Below are 16929 nucleotides of genomic sequence, written 5' to 3'. Positions count from 1 at the left end.
GGTGACGGTGACAGTCACGTTCGGGGTGGAAGAGGAATTCCTGCTGGTGGATGCCAGGTCGCGGCGAACCGTGGGGAGAGCGGACGCGGTGCTGAAACGAGTGGGTTCCGGTGTGCTTCCGGACGGCGCCACCTTGCATCGGGAGTTGCTCAGCAGCCAGGTGGAGTTCGCCAGTGGGGTGTGTGCGTCGATGGGCGAGTTGCGTGCTCAGCTTGCCGCCGGCCGCCGCGTGTTGTGCGAGGCAGCTTGCGGGGAGGGGCTGGGTCTGGTCTCCGCTGGGACCGCTGTGCTTGCCGATCCTGACGTGCCTGTTGCCGAGGGAGAGCGCTTCGATCGGATCTCGGCGGTCTACGCCCAGGTCTTCCGGGACTATCAGGTGTCCGGCTGTCACGTCCACATTGGAATACCGGATCGGGATACCGCGGTCGCGGTGATCAACCATATGTCGGTCTGGTTGCCCGTGTTGCTGGCATTGTCCGCCAACTCTCCGTTCGATCGAGGCCGGGACACCGGGTACGCCAGCTGGCGGATGGTGCAGCAGTCACGTCTTCCTGGCAGCGGACTCACGCCGTGGTTCGGTTCGGCCGCCGAGTACGACCAGATGGTCGCCCGGCTTGTGGACTGTGGCGTGTTGATCGACGAGACAATGAGTTTCTGGCTCGCTCGGCCGTCGCCGCGATACTCCACAGTAGAGGTACGGGTGGCGGACGCGGTGGCCACTGTCGACGAGGCAGCGTTGCAGGCCGCGCTGACAGTGAGTTTGGCACGGTATGCACTGACCGAGCTGGCGGCGGGCCGCGAAGCCCAGCCGATCGATGGGCAGCTGGCGGCCGCCGCGATCTGGTCAGCGGCCCGTTACGGCCTGGACGGCCCTGGGATCGATCTGCGATGCGGGCGAAGCGTCGCCACGCGGCGGTTGCTGACCGAGTTGGTCGATCTTGCCGACGACTCGGCGATCGATGATCTGGTGCGCAAGGTGACCAAGCGGGGCACAGGTGCCCAGCGGCAACGTCGGACCGGCGAACCCGTCGCCGTGGTGGACGAACTGGTCGCATTGACAGCCATGGAGGAGAAATGAAGCCGCCGCCGTTGCCTGAGCCCCGTGGTGAACTGTCCGCTGTGGTGGTGGAAGCCTTGCGTGGCGAACCGGCAGATCATGGCTATCCGGATGTGGCTGCGCGGCGAGCGGACCCGTATGGCGAGGATCTGCAACTGGCGCTGCAGGTGTGCTACGAGCTGCACTACCGCGGCTTCGACTCCGTGAATCCGGACTGGGAATGGAATCCTGACCTGCTGCGGCTACGTGCGATCATGGAGGACACGTTTCTGACGGCGTTGCGTGATGAGGCCGCCGGTGGTGATGACATATCGGGAACGCTTGACGCGCTACTCACCGAACCCGTCGATGGAACGGGTATCAGTCACTACCTGCGCGACGAGGGGGAGTGGTGGCAGGCGTGTGAGTACTTCGTCCACCGGTCGATCTACCACCACAAGGAAGCCGATCCCCACGCGTGGGTGATTCCCCGGCTGCAGGGGCAGGCGAAGGCGTCCCTGGTGGCTGTCGAGTTCGACGAATTCGGCGGCGGGCGCGGGGAAAGAATGCATTCTCAGCTCTACGTCGATCTGCTGGCCGGTGCGGGGCTGGAGACGGGATACCTGCACTATCTCGAAGTGGTGCCGGCAGCCATGCTCGCCGTGGTCAACATGATGTCGCTGTTCGGATTGCGTCGCTCGATGCGGGGAGCCCTGGTCGGGCATTTCGCCGCTGCGGAGATCACCACCGCGCCGAGTGCTCAGCGGATGGCCAAGGCGTTGCGTAGGCTTGGGGCCAGTCCGGCCTGTGTGGTGTTCTTCGCCGAGCACGTGGAAGCGGATGCGGTGCACGAGCAGGTGATGCGACGTGATGTGATCGGTGATCTGCTGGCGCGTGAACCGGAGTTGACCGAGTTTGTGGTGTTCGGTGTGCAGGCGACGGATCTGTTGGAGGACCGGTTCGCCGCCGAGGTGCTCGGGGAGTGGCGGGCGGACCGATCCTCGTTGCGTCAGTCCTGATTGGAGGATTTTCGGATCCGTTTGCGGTGGCTTGTATCGCACAGTGGAAACAACTTGCTGCGGCGACATGTGCACACGGCGACCAGGAAACGGTCCGAGACCACGACAGTGCCGTCGTCGGTCACCAGTTCGACGGGGCCTTCCACAAGTGCGGGACCACCTTGGATCAACGTGATCCTTGTGGGCTCACTGCTCGATGCGGTCGGCACGGATCACCACCAGTTCCTCATGGCGCTGTCCCGCGTCGATCAGGCCGGCACTCTCCAGCCATTCGGCGCGAGCACGCATGACAGGTCCGAAGGGGACGGTCTCACGAGCCACCACCGATGCCTTGAGCCCGGTGCCGCGCAGCTGATTCAGAGTGGTCTCAGTGCCGCACAAGGCCGAGTGCACGATCAGAGCGGTGCCTCCACGATTGAGCAGAACAGGTAACAGGGGGCACAGCCGATCGAGCACTGCCCGGCCCTGCGGGCCGGCGTCCCATGCGCGTTGGAGGCCTTCCGGTAGTTCTTCGTTCCGGTACGGAACATACGGGGGATTGGACAGTACGACATCGAAAGTGCGTTTCCCCGCGAGCTGGGCGAAGTCGCTATGGATCAGCTCGAGCGGGATGCCTCGTATCCGGCTGTTGACCCATGCCGTGGCGATCGCCTGGGAGGAGAGATCCACTGCGGTCACTGCCTGGGCCCCAGCGCGTGCTGCGGCGATCGCGAGCGCGCCTGTGCCCGTACATACGTCGAGCACTGTCGCGCCGGCGGGGAACGATGCCTCGGCCATGGTGCGGGACAGCAGCCAGGTGTCTTCCTGCGGACGGTAGACGCCTCGGGATCGAATCAGCCACACAGGACGCTGAATACCACTTTCCATTGACATGAAACGCCTTCCGGTCATTGATCGGTCAAGTGGGTGACTTCTCGGGTGACAGGTTTGGACAGCGTCGCGATGACCGACTACCTCTACGGAGGCGGGAGGCGCCATGACCCAGCCGTTGCACGAGGGGGATGGCACCTTGGGTGCCGGGCTGCAGGCCTATGCCGCTTCAGTCGCGGATGCGGTCGGAGTGGGGCTCGAATCCTGCTGCCTGGAGGCAGATGAGCAGGCCATGATCTATCTGGCTGTCGACAACCGTGTGGCCGGCTTCACCGGTCGCGATGCCGCGTTGTTGTGGGACGAACAGACCGGCTGGGCGGTCGCGATGGAGTCGGCGAGCGGCGAGGACTTGATCGTGGTGGCCGTGCACCAGGCGGACTTGCTGCCCGCCCCGGCCGCGGTCGCCCGGTGGCTCACACAAGTGACCGACGGCGCAGTACGTTCGGTGACTGTCCGTAAACGCCAAGTCGACCGTGCTGTGCTGACACGTAGGCTTTCGCGGTACGTACCGGCATATCGGGATTGACGAGCGGCCCGAGGCATCGGTTGCGGATGCGACAGGCCGGAGACGTTTCCGGATTCCGGGGAGTATCACCAGGGTGTTCAGCCCAGCCAGGCCGTGATGGCCGTGGGCCTGGTCAGGATCAGGCTCGGCCGGCGCCTCGCCGACGACGTGCGACACCCGGTAGGTCAGGTCTCCGGATCGCGGCGTGGCAGCGGACGCGTCGCCGGTCCTTCTAGGACATTGCCGTCGACATCGAACCGAGATCCGTGGCACGGGCAGTCCCAGCTGCGTTCGGCCTGGTTGAACCGCACCAAGCAGCCAAGGTGCGTGCAGCGCAGTGATACGCCGTGCAGGCCACCGTCATCATCGCGGTAGACGCCTTTGCGGCCGAGACCGTCCCGCACGACGCTGGCCTGTCCGCGCGGCACGTCCTCGCTGGTGGTTGTGTCGACGGTGACGAGCCGGTCGCCGATCATGTCGCCGGCGACCATCGCGTTCATCTTCAGCAGGGACGGCAGGGCGGTCAGCGTCACACGGTGCGGACTGAACCGGTCCGCCCACGGGTTCGGCTTGTCCATAAGCCGATCCGCGAGAATCATGCCAGCGAACGTTCCGGTCGACAGCCCCCATTTCGCGTACCCGGTCGCGACATGGAGCCGCTTCGAGCCCATCGTGTATGAGCCGATCATCGGCAGGTCGTCGTAGCCGCGGGGATCCTGCGCGGACCACCTGTGGGTGACCCGATCGACGTCCCAGTGCTCGCGGGCGAAGGACTCGAGCCGCTGGTACCGCTCGTTGCCGACGAATCGCTCCCCGGTGGGATGGCTTTGCCCACACACGATCAACAGATCGCCCGCGGAACCTATGGACCAGGCCGGGTTCCCTGCGCTGATGGCGAGCTCACGCGGCGGTGCCCCAGACCGCAGTCGCAGGGCGACGCAGTAGGCGCGGATGGGTTCCAGGCGGCCGAAGTACAGCCCTCGGTCAAGGATCGGGTAGTGCGTCGCAACCACCACGCGATCCGCACTGACCGTGCCGCTTTCGGTAGCCGCCCGGCATTGCGTTCTTTCGTGAACCAGCAAGACGCGGCTGTTCTCGAACACTTCGCATCCGTCACCGTGCACGCTCGCCGCCAGCCCGATCAGGTAGCGAGCCGGGTGGATCATCAACTGGTCATCCAGGCGGACAGCGCCGAACATCGGGAACGGGACATCGAGTTCGTCGACCGACGTCACGGGCAGCCCCGCCGCGGCAGCGGCTTCGGCTTCCCGCCGTACGGCGGGCAACTCGCCCTCGGTCATGGCGTAGGTGACCGCCGGCCTGCGGTCCGCGTCGCATTCGATTCCCTCCTGCTCGACAAGCGCGGCGAGCTGGTCCACGCCGGCCATGCTGGCGGCCGCGTAGTCGCTCGCCGCGGCGGTGCCGTGCCGTCCGGCGATCTTCGAGTACATGGTGGCTTGCAGCGCTGTCACCTTGGCGGTGTTGTTGCCACTGACGCCGCTGGCGATTCGGCCCGCCTCCAGCACGGCGACGCGTGCGCCGGCACGCTTGAGCAACAAGGCTGTGGTCAGCCCGGTGATGCCGCCACCGATGACGACCACATCAAAATTCTTGTCGCCCTCCAGGTTCCGGTATCCGTCGGCCGGCAGCGCCTCGAGCCAGAGCGAATGCCGCGCGGTTGTCGTTGACATGGCTCCCGGATACCCGCATCAGGCGCCTGCCATGCCGCGACGTACAGGACCGCGTCAACGGCTTTCTTGAGCGCCGTCGTGAGATTGTGTTGATCACGATCCGATGGTGGGTGTCTTCCGGTCGTCCAGCCACACTGCCACACCGGCTTCGGTCAGCTGGGATAGCGGACCGTCGTCGTCCGTGAAGGGTTCGGGATCACGCCATTCCTCGGACCTGGTGGGCCGATTGCCGCGCAGCGCGCCCTGGATCTCGTGCTTGAGCTCGTCGTCGCGGAGTGGTCCATGCTTGTCGCTTTCGCGTTGCATCGCGGCCTCCTCTTCAGTCGAAGCAGACCGACGCGAACGGCCCGAGGTGCTCAGTCAGCTCTCGCAGTCTCATCGGTGCTTTCGCCTCCACCACATCGCGGTCACGACAAGCAGGAGCATCACACCCGTGACGATCACCGGCAGCCGGGCAGAACGCCGCATCCGCGCCGGGACACGGGTGAGCGCGTCGATGGTGCCTGCCAGCTCCTCGCGGGTGAGCTCGACGTCGCGGCGCAAGTCGTCGTCGGTCAGTCCGTCGCCGGGCATCCGTTGCTTGCTGGTCATCGCTGCGTCGCCTCTTTCACGGTCCGGATGTCCTGTTTCGCGCTTTCCACAGCGGCGGACGGCAGCGGAGCGCCGCGGCGTAGCTGTGCGCGGGCGACTAGGATGGCAAGCCCCGCCATGGCAAGGGCGATGGCACCGCCGACAAGCGCGGCCACCCAGACCGGCATAACGAGTGCGAGCAGCAGGATCAGCCCGGCTATGATCGCGCCGCCACCGTAGAGGGCGAGCACACCGGCGACCCCGGCCGCCGTCGCGCCCAGTCCGGCGTGCCGGATCTTGCCGCGCACCTCACGTCCGGCCAGCCGGACCTCGGTGCGGGCGAGGTGGCCGACCTGACCGGAGAGATCTTTGAGCAGCTCACTGGTGGACTTCTCACCAGAGGTGTTTTCCGGCATCGCGATCACTCCTCCTGTCTGGACTACCCCGCCGGCCGGGCGGAAAACGACTCGTCCAGCACCTGTGACAAACCGGCTGGGGGGTACTCGAATGTACGGCCTGAAGTTGCTTGTCGGGGCCGGTGTGCATGGGCCGGACCAGGAAGCGTTCTTCGACTTCTGAGAGAACCGGGTGCATCCGGAGCTCCGGGACCGCGCGGCGGCCCTCGTGTGACCTGTCACGAGGCGCTTTGCTGGACTTCCTTGGCGAGGCGCCTATCCAGACCAACGCGGACCAGACCCGCGGCCAGCCTGGCGGGATCGTCACCGGCCAGTCGGGCCAGCCGGCCGCGATCGGCTGTCAGGCCGACCTTGGCCGCGCCGTCGAGCGCCTTGCGGTCCAGATACGGCCGAAGCTCCGGCCATACCCCTTGCACCTCGCGGCAGAAGATGTGTGCGCCCACCGGCCCTAGTCGCGGAATCTCCTGCAGCAACGCCCGGATCTTGTCCACGTCGCCGTCCGCCGCTTTGCGGAGCTTGCGTAGGTCACCGCTGTACTTGTCGAGCAGCAACTGCGCGCCCTCGCCGAGTGCGGTCGCGGTGCTTTCGTCGTAGCGGACGTAGTGAGCCCTGCCGAGGGCGTCGACTCGTTGCTGCCAGGTCGCGTTGAGCATCTTGCGAGGGGTGGTCATCTTGGCCTTGGCCAGCTCATGGGCGGCGGCCACCGCGATGTCCGCCTTGATCCGGGTGGACAGCAACACGCTCAGCACGAGCAACCGGTAAAGCGGGGACGGTTTGTCGGCGAGGCGGATGCTGGCCTGGCTGGCATAGGTGTCGCCGGCCACGTCGAGCAGCCGCCTCGCGATCTGCTTCTGGTCGGTCATGCAGGCCGGGTACCACGAGTGCCGGTGCGTGAACCCGGGCCGAAGGTCCGGGCGGTGGTGGCAAAGTGTTTGCTCTGGTGTGTACTCATGCCCTTGGGTTACCCCCAGCTGGTTGGTTGCCTGTCGGACGGCCGTCATCCGATCCCGAGTGCTGGGTGCGTCGTCTGGGATGCAGTGGGTACCCGGTCTGTGTGACCAGACAACGACCGATGCGGTATGTCGTCGTGGTGTCGCTTAGCGATCGGGCGTCTGGGTAAGTCTCTGGCATGACGAGAAGTGCGCTGACTCGAACCGAGCAGCTGTGCCTTGACCCATGTGCGGAATGCGTGGAGATGGACAGCAGTCACGTCGCGATGACGCTGGAACCGGCTTTCTACAGCACAGTGTCGCCCAGGTTGGCCGAATGGGCCGCAACGGGTCAAGGTGTTCTGACCTGACGTCAGGATGTGGCCTGGATCAATCGCGGGTACGTGCTCGCAGGGCTTGGGCGAGAAGCTCCGCGAGATGGACGCCTTTGTGACCGCCGCTGTCGAGTTCGTGGATCTGTGTGCGGCAGCTGAATCCGTCGGCGAGGACGGTGGTCGATGGGGCGGCTGCGCGTAGCCGAGGCAGCAGGACTCGTTCGGCGCAGGCTTTGCTCACGTCGAGGTGGCCTCGTTCGAATCCGAAGTTGTCGGCCAGTCCGCAGCAGCCGGATTCCAGCTGTTCGATGTGGACACCGGCCTGACGCAGCAGTGTGCGGTCGGCGTCCCAGCCCATGATGGCGTGCTGGTGGCAATGAACTTGGGCAAGAGCTTGGTCCACGGCTACGGGCGGGGGCTGGTACCCATCGGTGTGTTCGGTGAGTAGCTCGGCCAGTGTCACGGTCTGCTCGTGGAGGCGGCGGACGTCGTGGTCGCCGGGGAACAGGTCGAGGGCGTCGGACCGGAAGACCGCGGTGCAGCTGGGTTCGAGGCCGACGACGAGGCCGCCCGCACGTACGTGGCGGGCGAGGGCGCGCACGGTGCGGGTGAGGATCCGTTTGGCTGTTGTGAGCTGCCCGGTGGAGATCCAGGTCAGGCCGCAGCACAGCGGCCGGGCCGGCATGGTGACTTGCCAGCCGGCATCTTCGAGCACTTCGACAGCCGCTTTCCCGATGTGTGGATGGAAGAAGCCGGTGAACGTGTCGGGCCAGAGCACGGCTGTGCCGCGATGGCCGGGTCGTGAGCCGCGGCGGTGGAACCAGTGCTGCAGGCTTTCGCGTGCGAACAGCGGGATCTGGCGCTTCTCCACTCCGGCCAACGCGATGGCCAGTGTGGACAGCAAGGGAGTGTGAGTGGCCGCGTTGACGATGCGGCTGAGCCGCAGTCTGCTGACGGCGTGGGCGATCGTGGGGAGCCAGCCCATCGACAGGTCCGAGCGGGGACGCCGCCACGGCCGGCCTTGGTAGTGGTGAGCCAGGAACTCCGCTTTGTAGGTCGCCATGTCCACGTCGGCCGGGCAGTCGGCCTTGCATCCTTTGCAGGACAGGCACAAGTCCAATGCGTCCTTGACGGCTCCGGAGCGCCAGCCGTCCTGGATCGGGCTGTCGCCGTGACCGTCCAGCATCTCGAACAGCAGGCGGGCGCGACCGCGCGTGGAGTGTTCCTCGTCCTTGGTGACTTGGTACGAGGGGCACATGACCGCGCCTTTGGAGTTGGTGTGCTGCCGGCATTTGCCGACTCCGACGCACCGGTTGGCGGCCTCGGCGAAGGAACCGCCGTCATGCGGGTAGTGAAAGTGCAGGCGCTGGTCGACGGCGGGCGCCCAGGACGAGCCGAGCCGCAGGTGGTCATCGAGCGGGGACGGATGGACCACCTTGCCCGGGTTCATCTTGTCGCCGGGGTCGAAGATCGCCTTGAGCTTGCCGAAGGCGTCGACGAGGTCTGCCCCGAACATCCTTGGCAGCAGTTCACCGCGGCTCTGTCCGTCGCCGTGTTCGCCGGAGAACGACCCGCCGAACTCGGCGACCAGGTCGGCGGCGCGTTGCATGAACTGCCGGTACGCGGCCACGCCGTTGGTGGTGTAGAGGTCGAACGGGATGCGGGTGTGCACGCAGCCCTGTCCAAAGTGGCCGTAGAGACTGGGACCTGTGTTGTCGGCGTACCCGAATTCCTGGTACAGGCCTTGCAGGCGGCGGAGGTAGTCGCCGAGCCGGTCCGGTGCGACGGCGGAATCCTCCCAGCCTTCGAACGTATCGGGATGGTTCGGGATGTGGGCGGTGGCGCCGAGGCCTGCCTCGCGAACTTGCCACAGCTCGTCCTCGTGGGCGGGGTCGTGTTCCGACTCGCCGATCCCGTCGAGCAGTCGCTGTGCCTGTTGCTCGACTTCGTCCTTGGTGCTCGCGCCGAACTGCACCATCAGGTACGCGTGCCCTTTCGGCAGTTCGCCTCGTGCTTTGTCGTTGAGGTGCTTGATCTGTTCGTCGCGGATCAGCCGTGCGTCCATGCCTTCCAGCGCGATGGGGTCGTGCGGCAGGATCGCCGGAACGGCGTCCGCGGCCCGGTAGATGTCGGGGAATCCCAGCACGACCAGAGTCCGCTCGTTGAGCACCGTAACGAGTTCGAGTTCCGCACGGAGGATGGTCACCAGCGTCGACTCGCTACCGGTCAGCAGACCGGCAACGTCGAAGTCGTGTTCTGGCAACAGGGAGTCGAGGTTGTAACCGGACATGCGGCGTGGGATGTCCGGATAGCGTTCGCGGATCCGGTCGGCGTAGGTGTCCCTGAGATGACGCAGTCGCCGGTAGACCGACGCGCGGAGGTCGCCCCGGCGTTCGATCCGGGCGTAGTCGTCATCTGTGGTCTCACCGCACCAGAAGCGGGTGCCGTCGTAGAGCAATACTTCCAGTCTCGCGATGTTGTCGACGACCTTGCCAGTGCGTTGTGCGGTCGCGCCACAGGAGTTGTTCCCGATCATCCCGCCGATGGTGCAGTTCATGTGGGTCGCGGGCTCCGGGCCGTACCGCAGTCCTGTGTCCGCCAGTTGGCGGCTGAGCTCGTCCAGCACGATTCCCGACTGCACAACGCAGGTGCGCGCGTTGACGTCGACGGATTCCAGCCGCGTGCAGTATTTCGACCAATCGATCACGATCGCGGTGTTGGTGCATTGCCCGGCCAGGCTTGTGCCACCGCCCCGGGAAAGGACAGGGGCGTCGAATTCCCGCGCCACAGCGACCGCTTCGACTGCGGCCTCCGGTGTTCGCGGTATCACGACACCGATAGGCATTTGCCGGAAATTGGACGCGTCGGTCGAATACGCGGCGCGACTGCCCGCATCGAACCGGATCTCGCCGTCCACCCGCTCACGCAAGCTCGTTACCAGGTCCACGGTGGCTTGTGTACCCCGATGCCGACTGGGTAACCGCCAGGGAGGGAGTATCGAGCGGAAGGGGACCTGACGTGGCCGAGACCGTTGGCGACTACGTGCTGCAACGTTTGCGGGACTGGAATGTCGAGCAAGTGTTCGGCTATCCGGGCGACGGTATCAACGGGATTATCGCCGCGTTCGGAAAAGCGGACAACGAACCACGATTCGTGCAGTCACGGCATGAGGAGATGGCGGCTTTCGAAGCGGTCGGTTATGCGAAGTTCTCCGGCCGGGTAGGTGTGTGCATGGCCACCAGTGGGCCGGGCGCGATTCATTTGCTGAACGGCTTGTACGACGCGAAGCTGGACCACGTACCGGTGGTGGCGATCGTCGGGCAGACCGCGCGCAGCGCGATGGGCGGGAGCTATCAGCAGGAAGTGGACTTGCAGGTCCTGTTCAAGGACGTCGCCAGCGACTACCTCGTTGAGGTGAACGTGGCCGAGCAGCTGCCGAACGCCATCGATCGCGCCATCCGGATCGCGCTGGCCCGGCGCGCACCCACGGCGATCATCATCCCGGCCGACCTTCAGGACGAGAAGTACACGCCACCGAAGCACGCGTTCAAGAACGTTCCCTCCAGCCCCCCGAGCGTGGTCCAGCCGGACGTGCTCCCGGCCGCAGGAGACATCGAGCGCGCCGCCGAGGTGCTCAACGCGGGCAAGAAGGTGGCGATCCTGGTCGGCCAGGGCGCACGCGCCGCCGCCGCCGAGGTACGTCACGTTGCCGACCTGCTAGGCGCAGGCGTAGCGAAGGCTCTGCTGGGCAAGGATGTCCTCTCGGATGAGCTGCCATATGTGACCGGCTCGATCGGTCTGCTGGGTACCCGGCCGAGCTACGAGCTGATGCGCGACTGCGACACCCTGTTGATGATCGGCTCGAACTTCCCCTACTCCCAGTTCCTGCCGAACTTCGGTAAGGCCCGTGGTGTGCAGATCGACCTCGACGGCACCATGATCGGAATGCGATTCCCGACCGAAGTGAACCTCGTTGGCGACTCGAAGTCCACACTGGCCGCGTTGATCCCTCTGCTGCGGGCCAAAGAGGACCGCTCGTGGCGGAAGACCATTGAGTCCAATGTGGCACGATGGTGGCAGACAGTGGAGATGCAGGCGATGGTGACCGCCACACCGGTCAACCCGATGCGGATCGTCTGGGAGCTGTCCGCGCGCGTTCCGCAGGACGCGATCGTGACCGCTGACTCGGGATCCGCGGCCAACTGGTACGCCAGGGACTTGAAGATGCGTGGCCGGATGCGCGGGTCGCTGTCGGGTACGCTGGCCACGATGGGCCCTGCCGTTCCTTACGCGATCGGCGCGAAGTTCGCTCACCCGGACCGGCCGGTGGTGGCGCTGGTCGGCGACGGTGCCATGCAGATGAACGGGATGGCCGAGCTGATCACGATCGCTCGCTACCGCGAGCTGTGGGCCGATCCGCGATGTGTGGTCTGTGTGCTGCACAACAACGATCTGAACCAGGTCACGTGGGAGTTGCGGGCGATGGGCGGTGCGCCGAAGTTCGAGGAATCCCAGGTACTGCCGGATGTCTCGTACGCCTCGTTTGCTCAGAGCGTGGGGCTTGAGGGGATCACCGTGGACGACCCGGACGACTTGGGGCCTGCGTGGGATCGTGCCCTGTCCGCGGATGGTCCGGTGGTGCTGGATGTCCACTGTGATCCCGAGGTGCCGCCGATTCCGCCGCACGCGACGTTCGAACAGGCCAAGTTCGCCGCCGAAGCGGTGCTCAAAGGCGACCCGGACGCCTGGCACCTGATGGTCGAGGGCCTCAAGACCAAGGCACAGGAAGTGCTGCCGCATTGATCGACGCCGCCGCCTGTCGAGTGCCAGCCGAGGTCCTGGAAACGGACGGCGCTCCCTCCCTGCAGTGGAGTCTGGTCTGCGTCGGTGGGCATGAAGCAGGTTTCCACTTCTATGCGTCCGGCGATGGTGAGTTCGCAGATCCAGGGGAGCTGACCGTGACGGCGCATGGCTTCGGTCCGGGCGTCTCCCACGGTGGGGTTGGGTGGGCGGTTTCGCGGGATTCTCCTTTGTAGACAGCTTTCGAAGGATGTCGGCTTATGCAGCAGTCATGGAGCAACAAGCGTGAGCGACAGTACAAGCATGTCAAGGACTCAGCGAGGAAGTGCGGCGCCAGCACGAAACGAGCCAAGGAGATCGCGCGGCCCGTACGGTCAACAAGAACCGTGCCCAGTCCGGTGAATCCCAGCCGACGGCCTCGCCGATCCGCGCTCACCGGACTGTTCGCTGGGTACCCGTGACATGTGAGAGAACTCCAAGCCAGCATCCGGCCTGACCGGCTGGTGGGGGCGCGGTCACGCCAGGCGTAGTGGGCCGTCCGCCACGGGCGAGGAGTACTGGTTGCCGCAGGCGGTCTCGCGCTCGCAGCCGGGCTGGGACTTGCCGCCGCTCGCCGTCAGTAGCGTCAATCACCTTCGCACCTTATGTTTCGGCGGGCATCCGGGTGTCAATCCGCCAGCATGAGCGAGCGGCAGGATGTGCCCAGACCACTACGGTTGACAGCCGCATACGCCTGGCGCCTGGTGGTGATCGCGGCGGCGCTGTACGTGGCCGGGACAGTCGTCGGGTACCTGGGACCAGTGGTCGTGCCGGTGGCGGTCGCGCTGTTGCTGGCTGCCCTGCTCACCCCGGCGGTGGGTTTCCTGACGCGTCACAGGATTCCGCGCGGCTTGTCGGTGGCGTTGGTGTTGCTCGCCGGACTGGTTGTGATCGCGGCTCTGCTTACGTTCGTTGTTCAGGCCTTCATCGACGGCTTGCCCGCGTTGCGTGACCAGCTTGGGCGCAGTGTCGGGACCATCAGCGACTGGCTGATGAACGGTCCGCTGCACTTGAGCAACGACCAGGTCCGGCAGTTCTCTGGCCGGATCGTGCATGCGCTGACCGACAACCAGGCGAAGGTCACGACCGGCGCCATCACCACGGCCACGACCATCGGTGAGTTCCTGGCGCAGATGCTGCTGGTGCTGTTCGTATTGATCTTCCTGATGTATGACGGTGCGGACATCTGGAACTTTCTGCTTGGTGCGGTGCCGCACCGGACCCGTCAGCGTGTCGACGTCGCCGGTCGCCAGGGTCTCGCGTCCTTGGTCAGCTACGTGCGGGCCACCGTCGCAGTGGCCACTGTGGACGCTGTTGGAATTGGTATCGGGTTGTGGGCAGTGGGCGTCCCGCTGGTGATTCCGTTGGCCACGCTGGTGTTTCTTGGCGCATTTGTGCCGATCGTCGGCGCGGTGGTCGCCGGTGGCGCCGCCGTGCTCGTCGCGCTCGTGGCCAATGGGCCTGTCCCCGCGTTGATCGTGCTCGGCGTGGTGATCCTCGTGCAACAGCTGGAAGGCCATGTGCTGCAACCTTTCCTGCTGGGTCGCGCGGTGAAGCTGCACCCGGTTGCCGTGGTGCTCGCGATCGCGGCCGGAGTGGTCACCGCCGGCATCGTCGGCGCTTTGCTGTCCGTGCCTCTGTTGGCCGTACTGAATTCCGGTATCCGCTCGTTGCGCAGCCCTGCGGATGAGGGAACCGACCCGGACGACGTGCACAGCAGCCAGCCGGAAGTGGCCGAACCAGGCAGGACCGACGACGATGCCGACCAGCAGGAAGAAGAGCAGGACCGCCCGCCTGCACGACGACAGCGACCACGTCACCATCACTGTTAAGCTGCCCGCAGACCAACTACCCGACATCGCCCACGCGGCCGAGTCTTTCGCTCTTCGCGGAGTCTTCGAGCGGCACGCCCAGGATGTTGCGCGACGGGACAAGGCAAGGAGTCTACGATGGACAGACGGAGCGAGGAAGGCTACTGAAGGTGGCACTTGTGAGGCTCGGTCCGATGTCAGCGCTCGACAGAGTCAACCGATCGTGACAACTTCCATGGCGGTGCGATACGAGCCAATGCAGAGCACCAGCCGGCTGGCATCGTCCGTGTACGTACCGGATTCGCATGTACAAACGGGACCTCCTGTACGTACAGTTTTTCCATGTACATAAGAGATTGCCGTCCACGTCACCGATGAAATCGTCACCTGGAACCTGGTGGCTGTGAGGGCTGCCCTGTGACCAGTTCCGGGACCCGTACTCCACTCGGGTATTCTCGCGCGAGGCGACGATGTCCCTCTTATGGGCCAGTCCTTCGACTCGACCGTACCAAATAGTCGAGTCAGTCGACCACGTTGAGATGCTCAACGCGACATCTGCTCGCCACAAAGGGGGCACGCGCGTGACCCGATTGAACTATGGTAACGAGCTCCGCATTCCGAGAGAATGAAAGTGACGGTCCTGCTGAGACTTGGATCGAGCAGTAGGACGTCGTAGGGAACAATCGCGCAAAATGAGTAACGCGGCTCCGGTTTGTACGTAGCAGCCCTGTCTCCGCCAACTTCGGCAATGCAGTCATTTCCGTGCCAACGGCACGGTGTTCTTCCCGTCAAGCGAGCGGTGTCATCTTTTTGTCCATCGTGGAGTTACTGGTAGGGAGGAAGGAATCAGAATGCAGGTCATCTGTCCACGCGTAGACGAGGTATTCCCATGAATCGTCGCGGGTTTCTCGCGACCACGGCCACGTTCGGCGCGGCCGTGGCCTTGGCAGGCGACGCGTCAGTCGGCCCGGCCGCGACCGGGCTGGGGCCGGTCACGATCGTGCCTGATGATCCATGGTTCGACGATCTCGTCCAGCGGCCGGTCGGCTCCAGTTGTTCCGGTGCCGAGGAAACAAGGACAGTCCTACGCTCGAGTCTCACGTCGTACCTCGACCCATTGCGCGTCCCTCCTATGCTGTGCCCGAAGCGGGGGTACCTGACGGTGCGGATGCAGTCCACCTGGGTGCGGCTGCACTCCGAGTTGCCGCTGTCCAGGGTTTGGGCCTACGACGGGCACTTTCCCGGTCCCACCATCGAAGTCCGGCGCGGACAACGGCTGCGTGTGGCGTGGCACAACGACATCAGCGGGTGCTACCCGATCGTCGACGTACGCACCCAGGACCCCGACGGCACGACGAAGCCCGGTTACACCGCCCAGGACGAGGTGGTCGCCGGCGTGGCGGAGTTGCCACCATGGACAGTGGTGCACCTGCACGGCGCCCACACCAACGCAATGAACGACGGATGGGCGTTCAACGCAGTACCGCCAGGGCACGCACAGTTGGCGGAGTATCCGAACGACCAGCAGGCCACCGCACTCTGGTACCACGACCACGCGATGAGCATCACCGCGCTCAACGTGCTGACCGGACTGGCCGGCATGTACCTCATCCGCGACGACGAGGAGGACTCGCTCGCGTTGCCCTGTGGCGAATATGAGGTCCCACTGGTGATCGCTGACCGGAACCTGACCACCACACGGGACGGGCAGTTCACGGGTCAACTGATGCGCAAGCTGTACGACGACGGAGTGACCGATCACCCGTTCCTCGGCCCGTTCACCCTCGTCAACGGCACGATCTGGCCGTACTTCGACGTCGAGCCGCGGTGGTACCGGTTCCGCATGCTCAACGCGTCGAATTCCCGAACCTACCAACTACGACTGGCCGACGAGACCGGTGTACCGATCGAGCCAGACCTGGCGCGGCGCGCGGTCAAACAGATCGGTACCGACAGCGGCCTGCTGCCCGAACCGGTCGACATCCCGATCGGTGGGCTGACCATCGCCTCGGCCGAGCGTGCCGACATGCTGGTCGACTTCAGCGTGTTCGCGGGCAAGCGTGTGCAGTTGTTGAACACCGCCGGGGACGCGGGAGACAACCAGGAGGTCATGCAGTTCCGGGTCGCTCGTGATCACGCGTGCGCCGACAGCTTCACGTTGCCGGAGAAGGTATCCGGCTCGTTCGTGCGGTTGACACACGAGACGTTGCCGCCTGCGCACGAGCGCCGGTGGGTGCTGCTGACCCCGGCATCACTGACCGGGATGCCGATGATCTGGGAGATGATCGAGGTCGACGAGTCCTCGGTCACGCTGCCGAGCGACGGTGTGGTCCAGATCGACCTGCCGGGCCAGGGATTGAAAACGCTCAAGCGGGTCGCCGTGAAGTTTGAGGAGACCGTCAACTACTTCACCAAGTACGGCGGCTGGGAACTCTGGAACTTCCTTAACCTCAGCGGATCCGACGTGCCCGACAGTCATCCGATGCACATCCACGTGATGGCCTTCCAAGCGTTGAGCCGCAACAACTACACCGTCGACGCGTTCACGGTGATCAAGGCAGGGCAGGAGCGGACAGTGGGATTGGGCACGCTACCCGGCCGGCCGATCGCGTTCGCCAGTCCCGGCACGCTCGACGACAACGAGCAGGGCTGGAAGGACGTGATCCGGGTGGCAGCAGGCGAACTGGTCTCGGTCGCCGGCCAGTTCGGCGGCGGCACCGGTGAGTTCACGTATCACTGCCACATCCTGGAACACGAGGACGAGTCGATGATGCGCCCGTTTGTCGTGATGCCGGAGGAGATTCTGGCGTTGCACCCGATGGGCCCAGGCGGCGGGCACCACTGACCGTCAGTGCATCGAGCGTGGCCTCGACAGGCGGTCACGGAGAGCCCTTGGTTGCGGACTTGA

14 protein-coding genes and 1 pseudogene are annotated in these 16929 nt (G+C 65.2%); 7 read left to right on the top strand and 8 right to left on the bottom strand.

What is annotated here, in order from left to right:
* Position 1: 1 nt before the first annotated feature.
* Together JOF56_RS44565 and JOF56_RS44560 are read left to right on the top strand one after the other, a co-directional pair.
* Complete coding sequence (locus JOF56_RS44565; protein WP_307855537.1) at positions 2-1078, top strand: carboxylate-amine ligase; 1077 nt, start codon at positions 2-4, stop codon at positions 1076-1078.
* Positions 1075-2055, top strand: a complete 981-nt coding sequence (locus JOF56_RS44560; protein ID WP_209645588.1) for an iron-containing redox enzyme family protein — start codon at positions 1075-1077, stop codon at positions 2053-2055. Before JOF56_RS44565 ends, JOF56_RS44560 begins: the two co-directional genes overlap by 4 nt.
* On the opposite strand, the gene JOF56_RS44555 is transcribed toward JOF56_RS44560, so the two are convergent.
* Entirely contained in the window at positions 2046-2264 is a 219-nt protein-coding gene (locus JOF56_RS44555; protein ID WP_209645587.1) for a CDGSH iron-sulfur domain-containing protein, read from the bottom strand. The genes JOF56_RS44560 and JOF56_RS44555 overlap by 10 nt on opposite strands.
* Positions 2242-2898, bottom strand: coding sequence for a HemK2/MTQ2 family protein methyltransferase (locus JOF56_RS44550; RefSeq protein ID WP_209645586.1), 657 nt, complete (start codon positions 2896-2898; stop codon positions 2242-2244). Before JOF56_RS44550 ends, JOF56_RS44555 begins: the two co-directional genes overlap by 23 nt.
* A 133-nt stretch (positions 2899-3031) precedes the next feature.
* Here JOF56_RS44550 and JOF56_RS44545 point away from each other — a divergent pair, with 133 nt between their 5' ends.
* Positions 3032-3451, top strand: a complete 420-nt coding sequence (locus tag JOF56_RS44545) for a DUF6292 family protein (RefSeq protein ID WP_209645585.1) — start codon at positions 3032-3034, stop codon at positions 3449-3451.
* 164 nt (positions 3452-3615) lie between these two features.
* Here the strand turns inward: JOF56_RS44545 and JOF56_RS44540 are convergent, their stop codons facing one another.
* The 6 genes from JOF56_RS44540 to JOF56_RS44515 all read right to left on the bottom strand — a co-directional run bounded on the left by JOF56_RS44540 (position 3616) and on the right by JOF56_RS44515 (position 10318).
* Positions 3616-5121: an FAD-dependent oxidoreductase gene (locus JOF56_RS44540; RefSeq protein WP_209645584.1), complete on the bottom strand. Its 1506-nt coding sequence runs from the start codon at positions 5119-5121 to the stop codon at positions 3616-3618.
* Positions 5122-5214: 93 nt separating this feature from the next.
* Complete coding sequence (locus tag JOF56_RS44535; RefSeq protein ID WP_209649140.1) at positions 5215-5427, bottom strand: hypothetical protein; 213 nt, start codon at positions 5425-5427, stop codon at positions 5215-5217.
* 69 nt (positions 5428-5496) lie between these two features.
* Positions 5497-5712: a DUF3618 domain-containing protein gene (locus tag JOF56_RS44530; RefSeq protein WP_209645583.1), complete on the bottom strand. Its 216-nt coding sequence runs from the start codon at positions 5710-5712 to the stop codon at positions 5497-5499.
* Complete coding sequence (locus JOF56_RS44525) at positions 5709-6107, bottom strand: phage holin family protein (RefSeq protein WP_209645582.1); 399 nt, start codon at positions 6105-6107, stop codon at positions 5709-5711. Before JOF56_RS44525 ends, JOF56_RS44530 begins: the two co-directional genes overlap by 4 nt.
* Positions 6108-6325: 218 nt before the next feature.
* Positions 6326-6970: an endonuclease gene (locus JOF56_RS44520; RefSeq protein ID WP_209645581.1), complete on the bottom strand. Its 645-nt coding sequence runs from the start codon at positions 6968-6970 to the stop codon at positions 6326-6328.
* Positions 6971-7426: 456 nt separating this feature from the next.
* On the bottom strand, positions 7427-10318 hold the full coding sequence (locus tag JOF56_RS44515; protein ID WP_307855536.1) for an FAD-binding and (Fe-S)-binding domain-containing protein: 2892 nt from the start codon (positions 10316-10318) through the stop codon (positions 7427-7429).
* A gap of 71 nt (positions 10319-10389) precedes the next feature.
* Between JOF56_RS44515 and JOF56_RS44510 the strand changes: the two genes are divergently transcribed.
* The 4 genes and pseudogenes from JOF56_RS44510 (at position 10390) to JOF56_RS44500 (ending at position 16866) form a co-directional block, all read left to right on the top strand.
* On the top strand, positions 10390-12174 hold the full coding sequence (locus tag JOF56_RS44510) for a thiamine pyrophosphate-requiring protein (RefSeq protein ID WP_209645580.1): 1785 nt from the start codon (positions 10390-10392) through the stop codon (positions 12172-12174).
* 257 nt (positions 12175-12431) lie between these two features.
* Positions 12432-12580 (top strand): annotated as a pseudogene (locus tag JOF56_RS58760) (plasmid stabilization protein); the annotation flags it as partial.
* A gap of 271 nt (positions 12581-12851) precedes the next feature.
* Positions 12852-14042: an AI-2E family transporter gene (locus tag JOF56_RS44505; protein WP_209645579.1), complete on the top strand. Its 1191-nt coding sequence runs from the start codon at positions 12852-12854 to the stop codon at positions 14040-14042.
* 868 nt (positions 14043-14910) lie between these two features.
* Positions 14911-16866, top strand: coding sequence for a multicopper oxidase family protein (locus JOF56_RS44500; RefSeq protein ID WP_245378653.1), 1956 nt, complete (start codon positions 14911-14913; stop codon positions 16864-16866).
* Positions 16867-16929 lie beyond the last annotated feature (63 nt).

The organism is Kibdelosporangium banguiense (assembly GCF_017876405.1).
Taxonomy (GTDB): Bacteria; Actinomycetota; Actinomycetes; order Mycobacteriales; family Pseudonocardiaceae; genus Kibdelosporangium; species Kibdelosporangium banguiense.
The sequence above is the reverse complement of the archived record's forward strand: the minus strand, read 5'-3'. Positions and strand labels throughout refer to the sequence as shown.

Coding starts and splice junctions, on each gene's coding strand:
- JOF56_RS44530 (WP_209645583.1), bottom strand. CDS start 5,712: ATGACCAGCAAGCAACGGATGCCCGGCGACGGACTGACCGACGACGAC.
- JOF56_RS44540 (WP_209645584.1), bottom strand. CDS start 5,121: ATGTCAACGACAACCGCGCGGCATTCGCTCTGGCTCGAGGCGCTGCCG.
- JOF56_RS44535 (WP_209649140.1), bottom strand. CDS start 5,427: ATGCAACGCGAAAGCGACAAGCATGGACCACTCCGCGACGACGAGCTC.
- JOF56_RS44560 (WP_209645588.1), top strand. CDS start 1,075: ATGAAGCCGCCGCCGTTGCCTGAGCCCCGTGGTGAACTGTCCGCTGTG.
- JOF56_RS44500 (WP_245378653.1), top strand. CDS start 14,911: ATGAATCGTCGCGGGTTTCTCGCGACCACGGCCACGTTCGGCGCGGCC.
- JOF56_RS44525 (WP_209645582.1), bottom strand. CDS start 6,107: ATGCCGGAAAACACCTCTGGTGAGAAGTCCACCAGTGAGCTGCTCAAA.
- JOF56_RS44545 (WP_209645585.1), top strand. CDS start 3,032: ATGACCCAGCCGTTGCACGAGGGGGATGGCACCTTGGGTGCCGGGCTG.
- JOF56_RS44505 (WP_209645579.1), top strand. CDS start 12,852: ATGAGCGAGCGGCAGGATGTGCCCAGACCACTACGGTTGACAGCCGCA.
- JOF56_RS44520 (WP_209645581.1), bottom strand. CDS start 6,970: ATGACCGACCAGAAGCAGATCGCGAGGCGGCTGCTCGACGTGGCCGGC.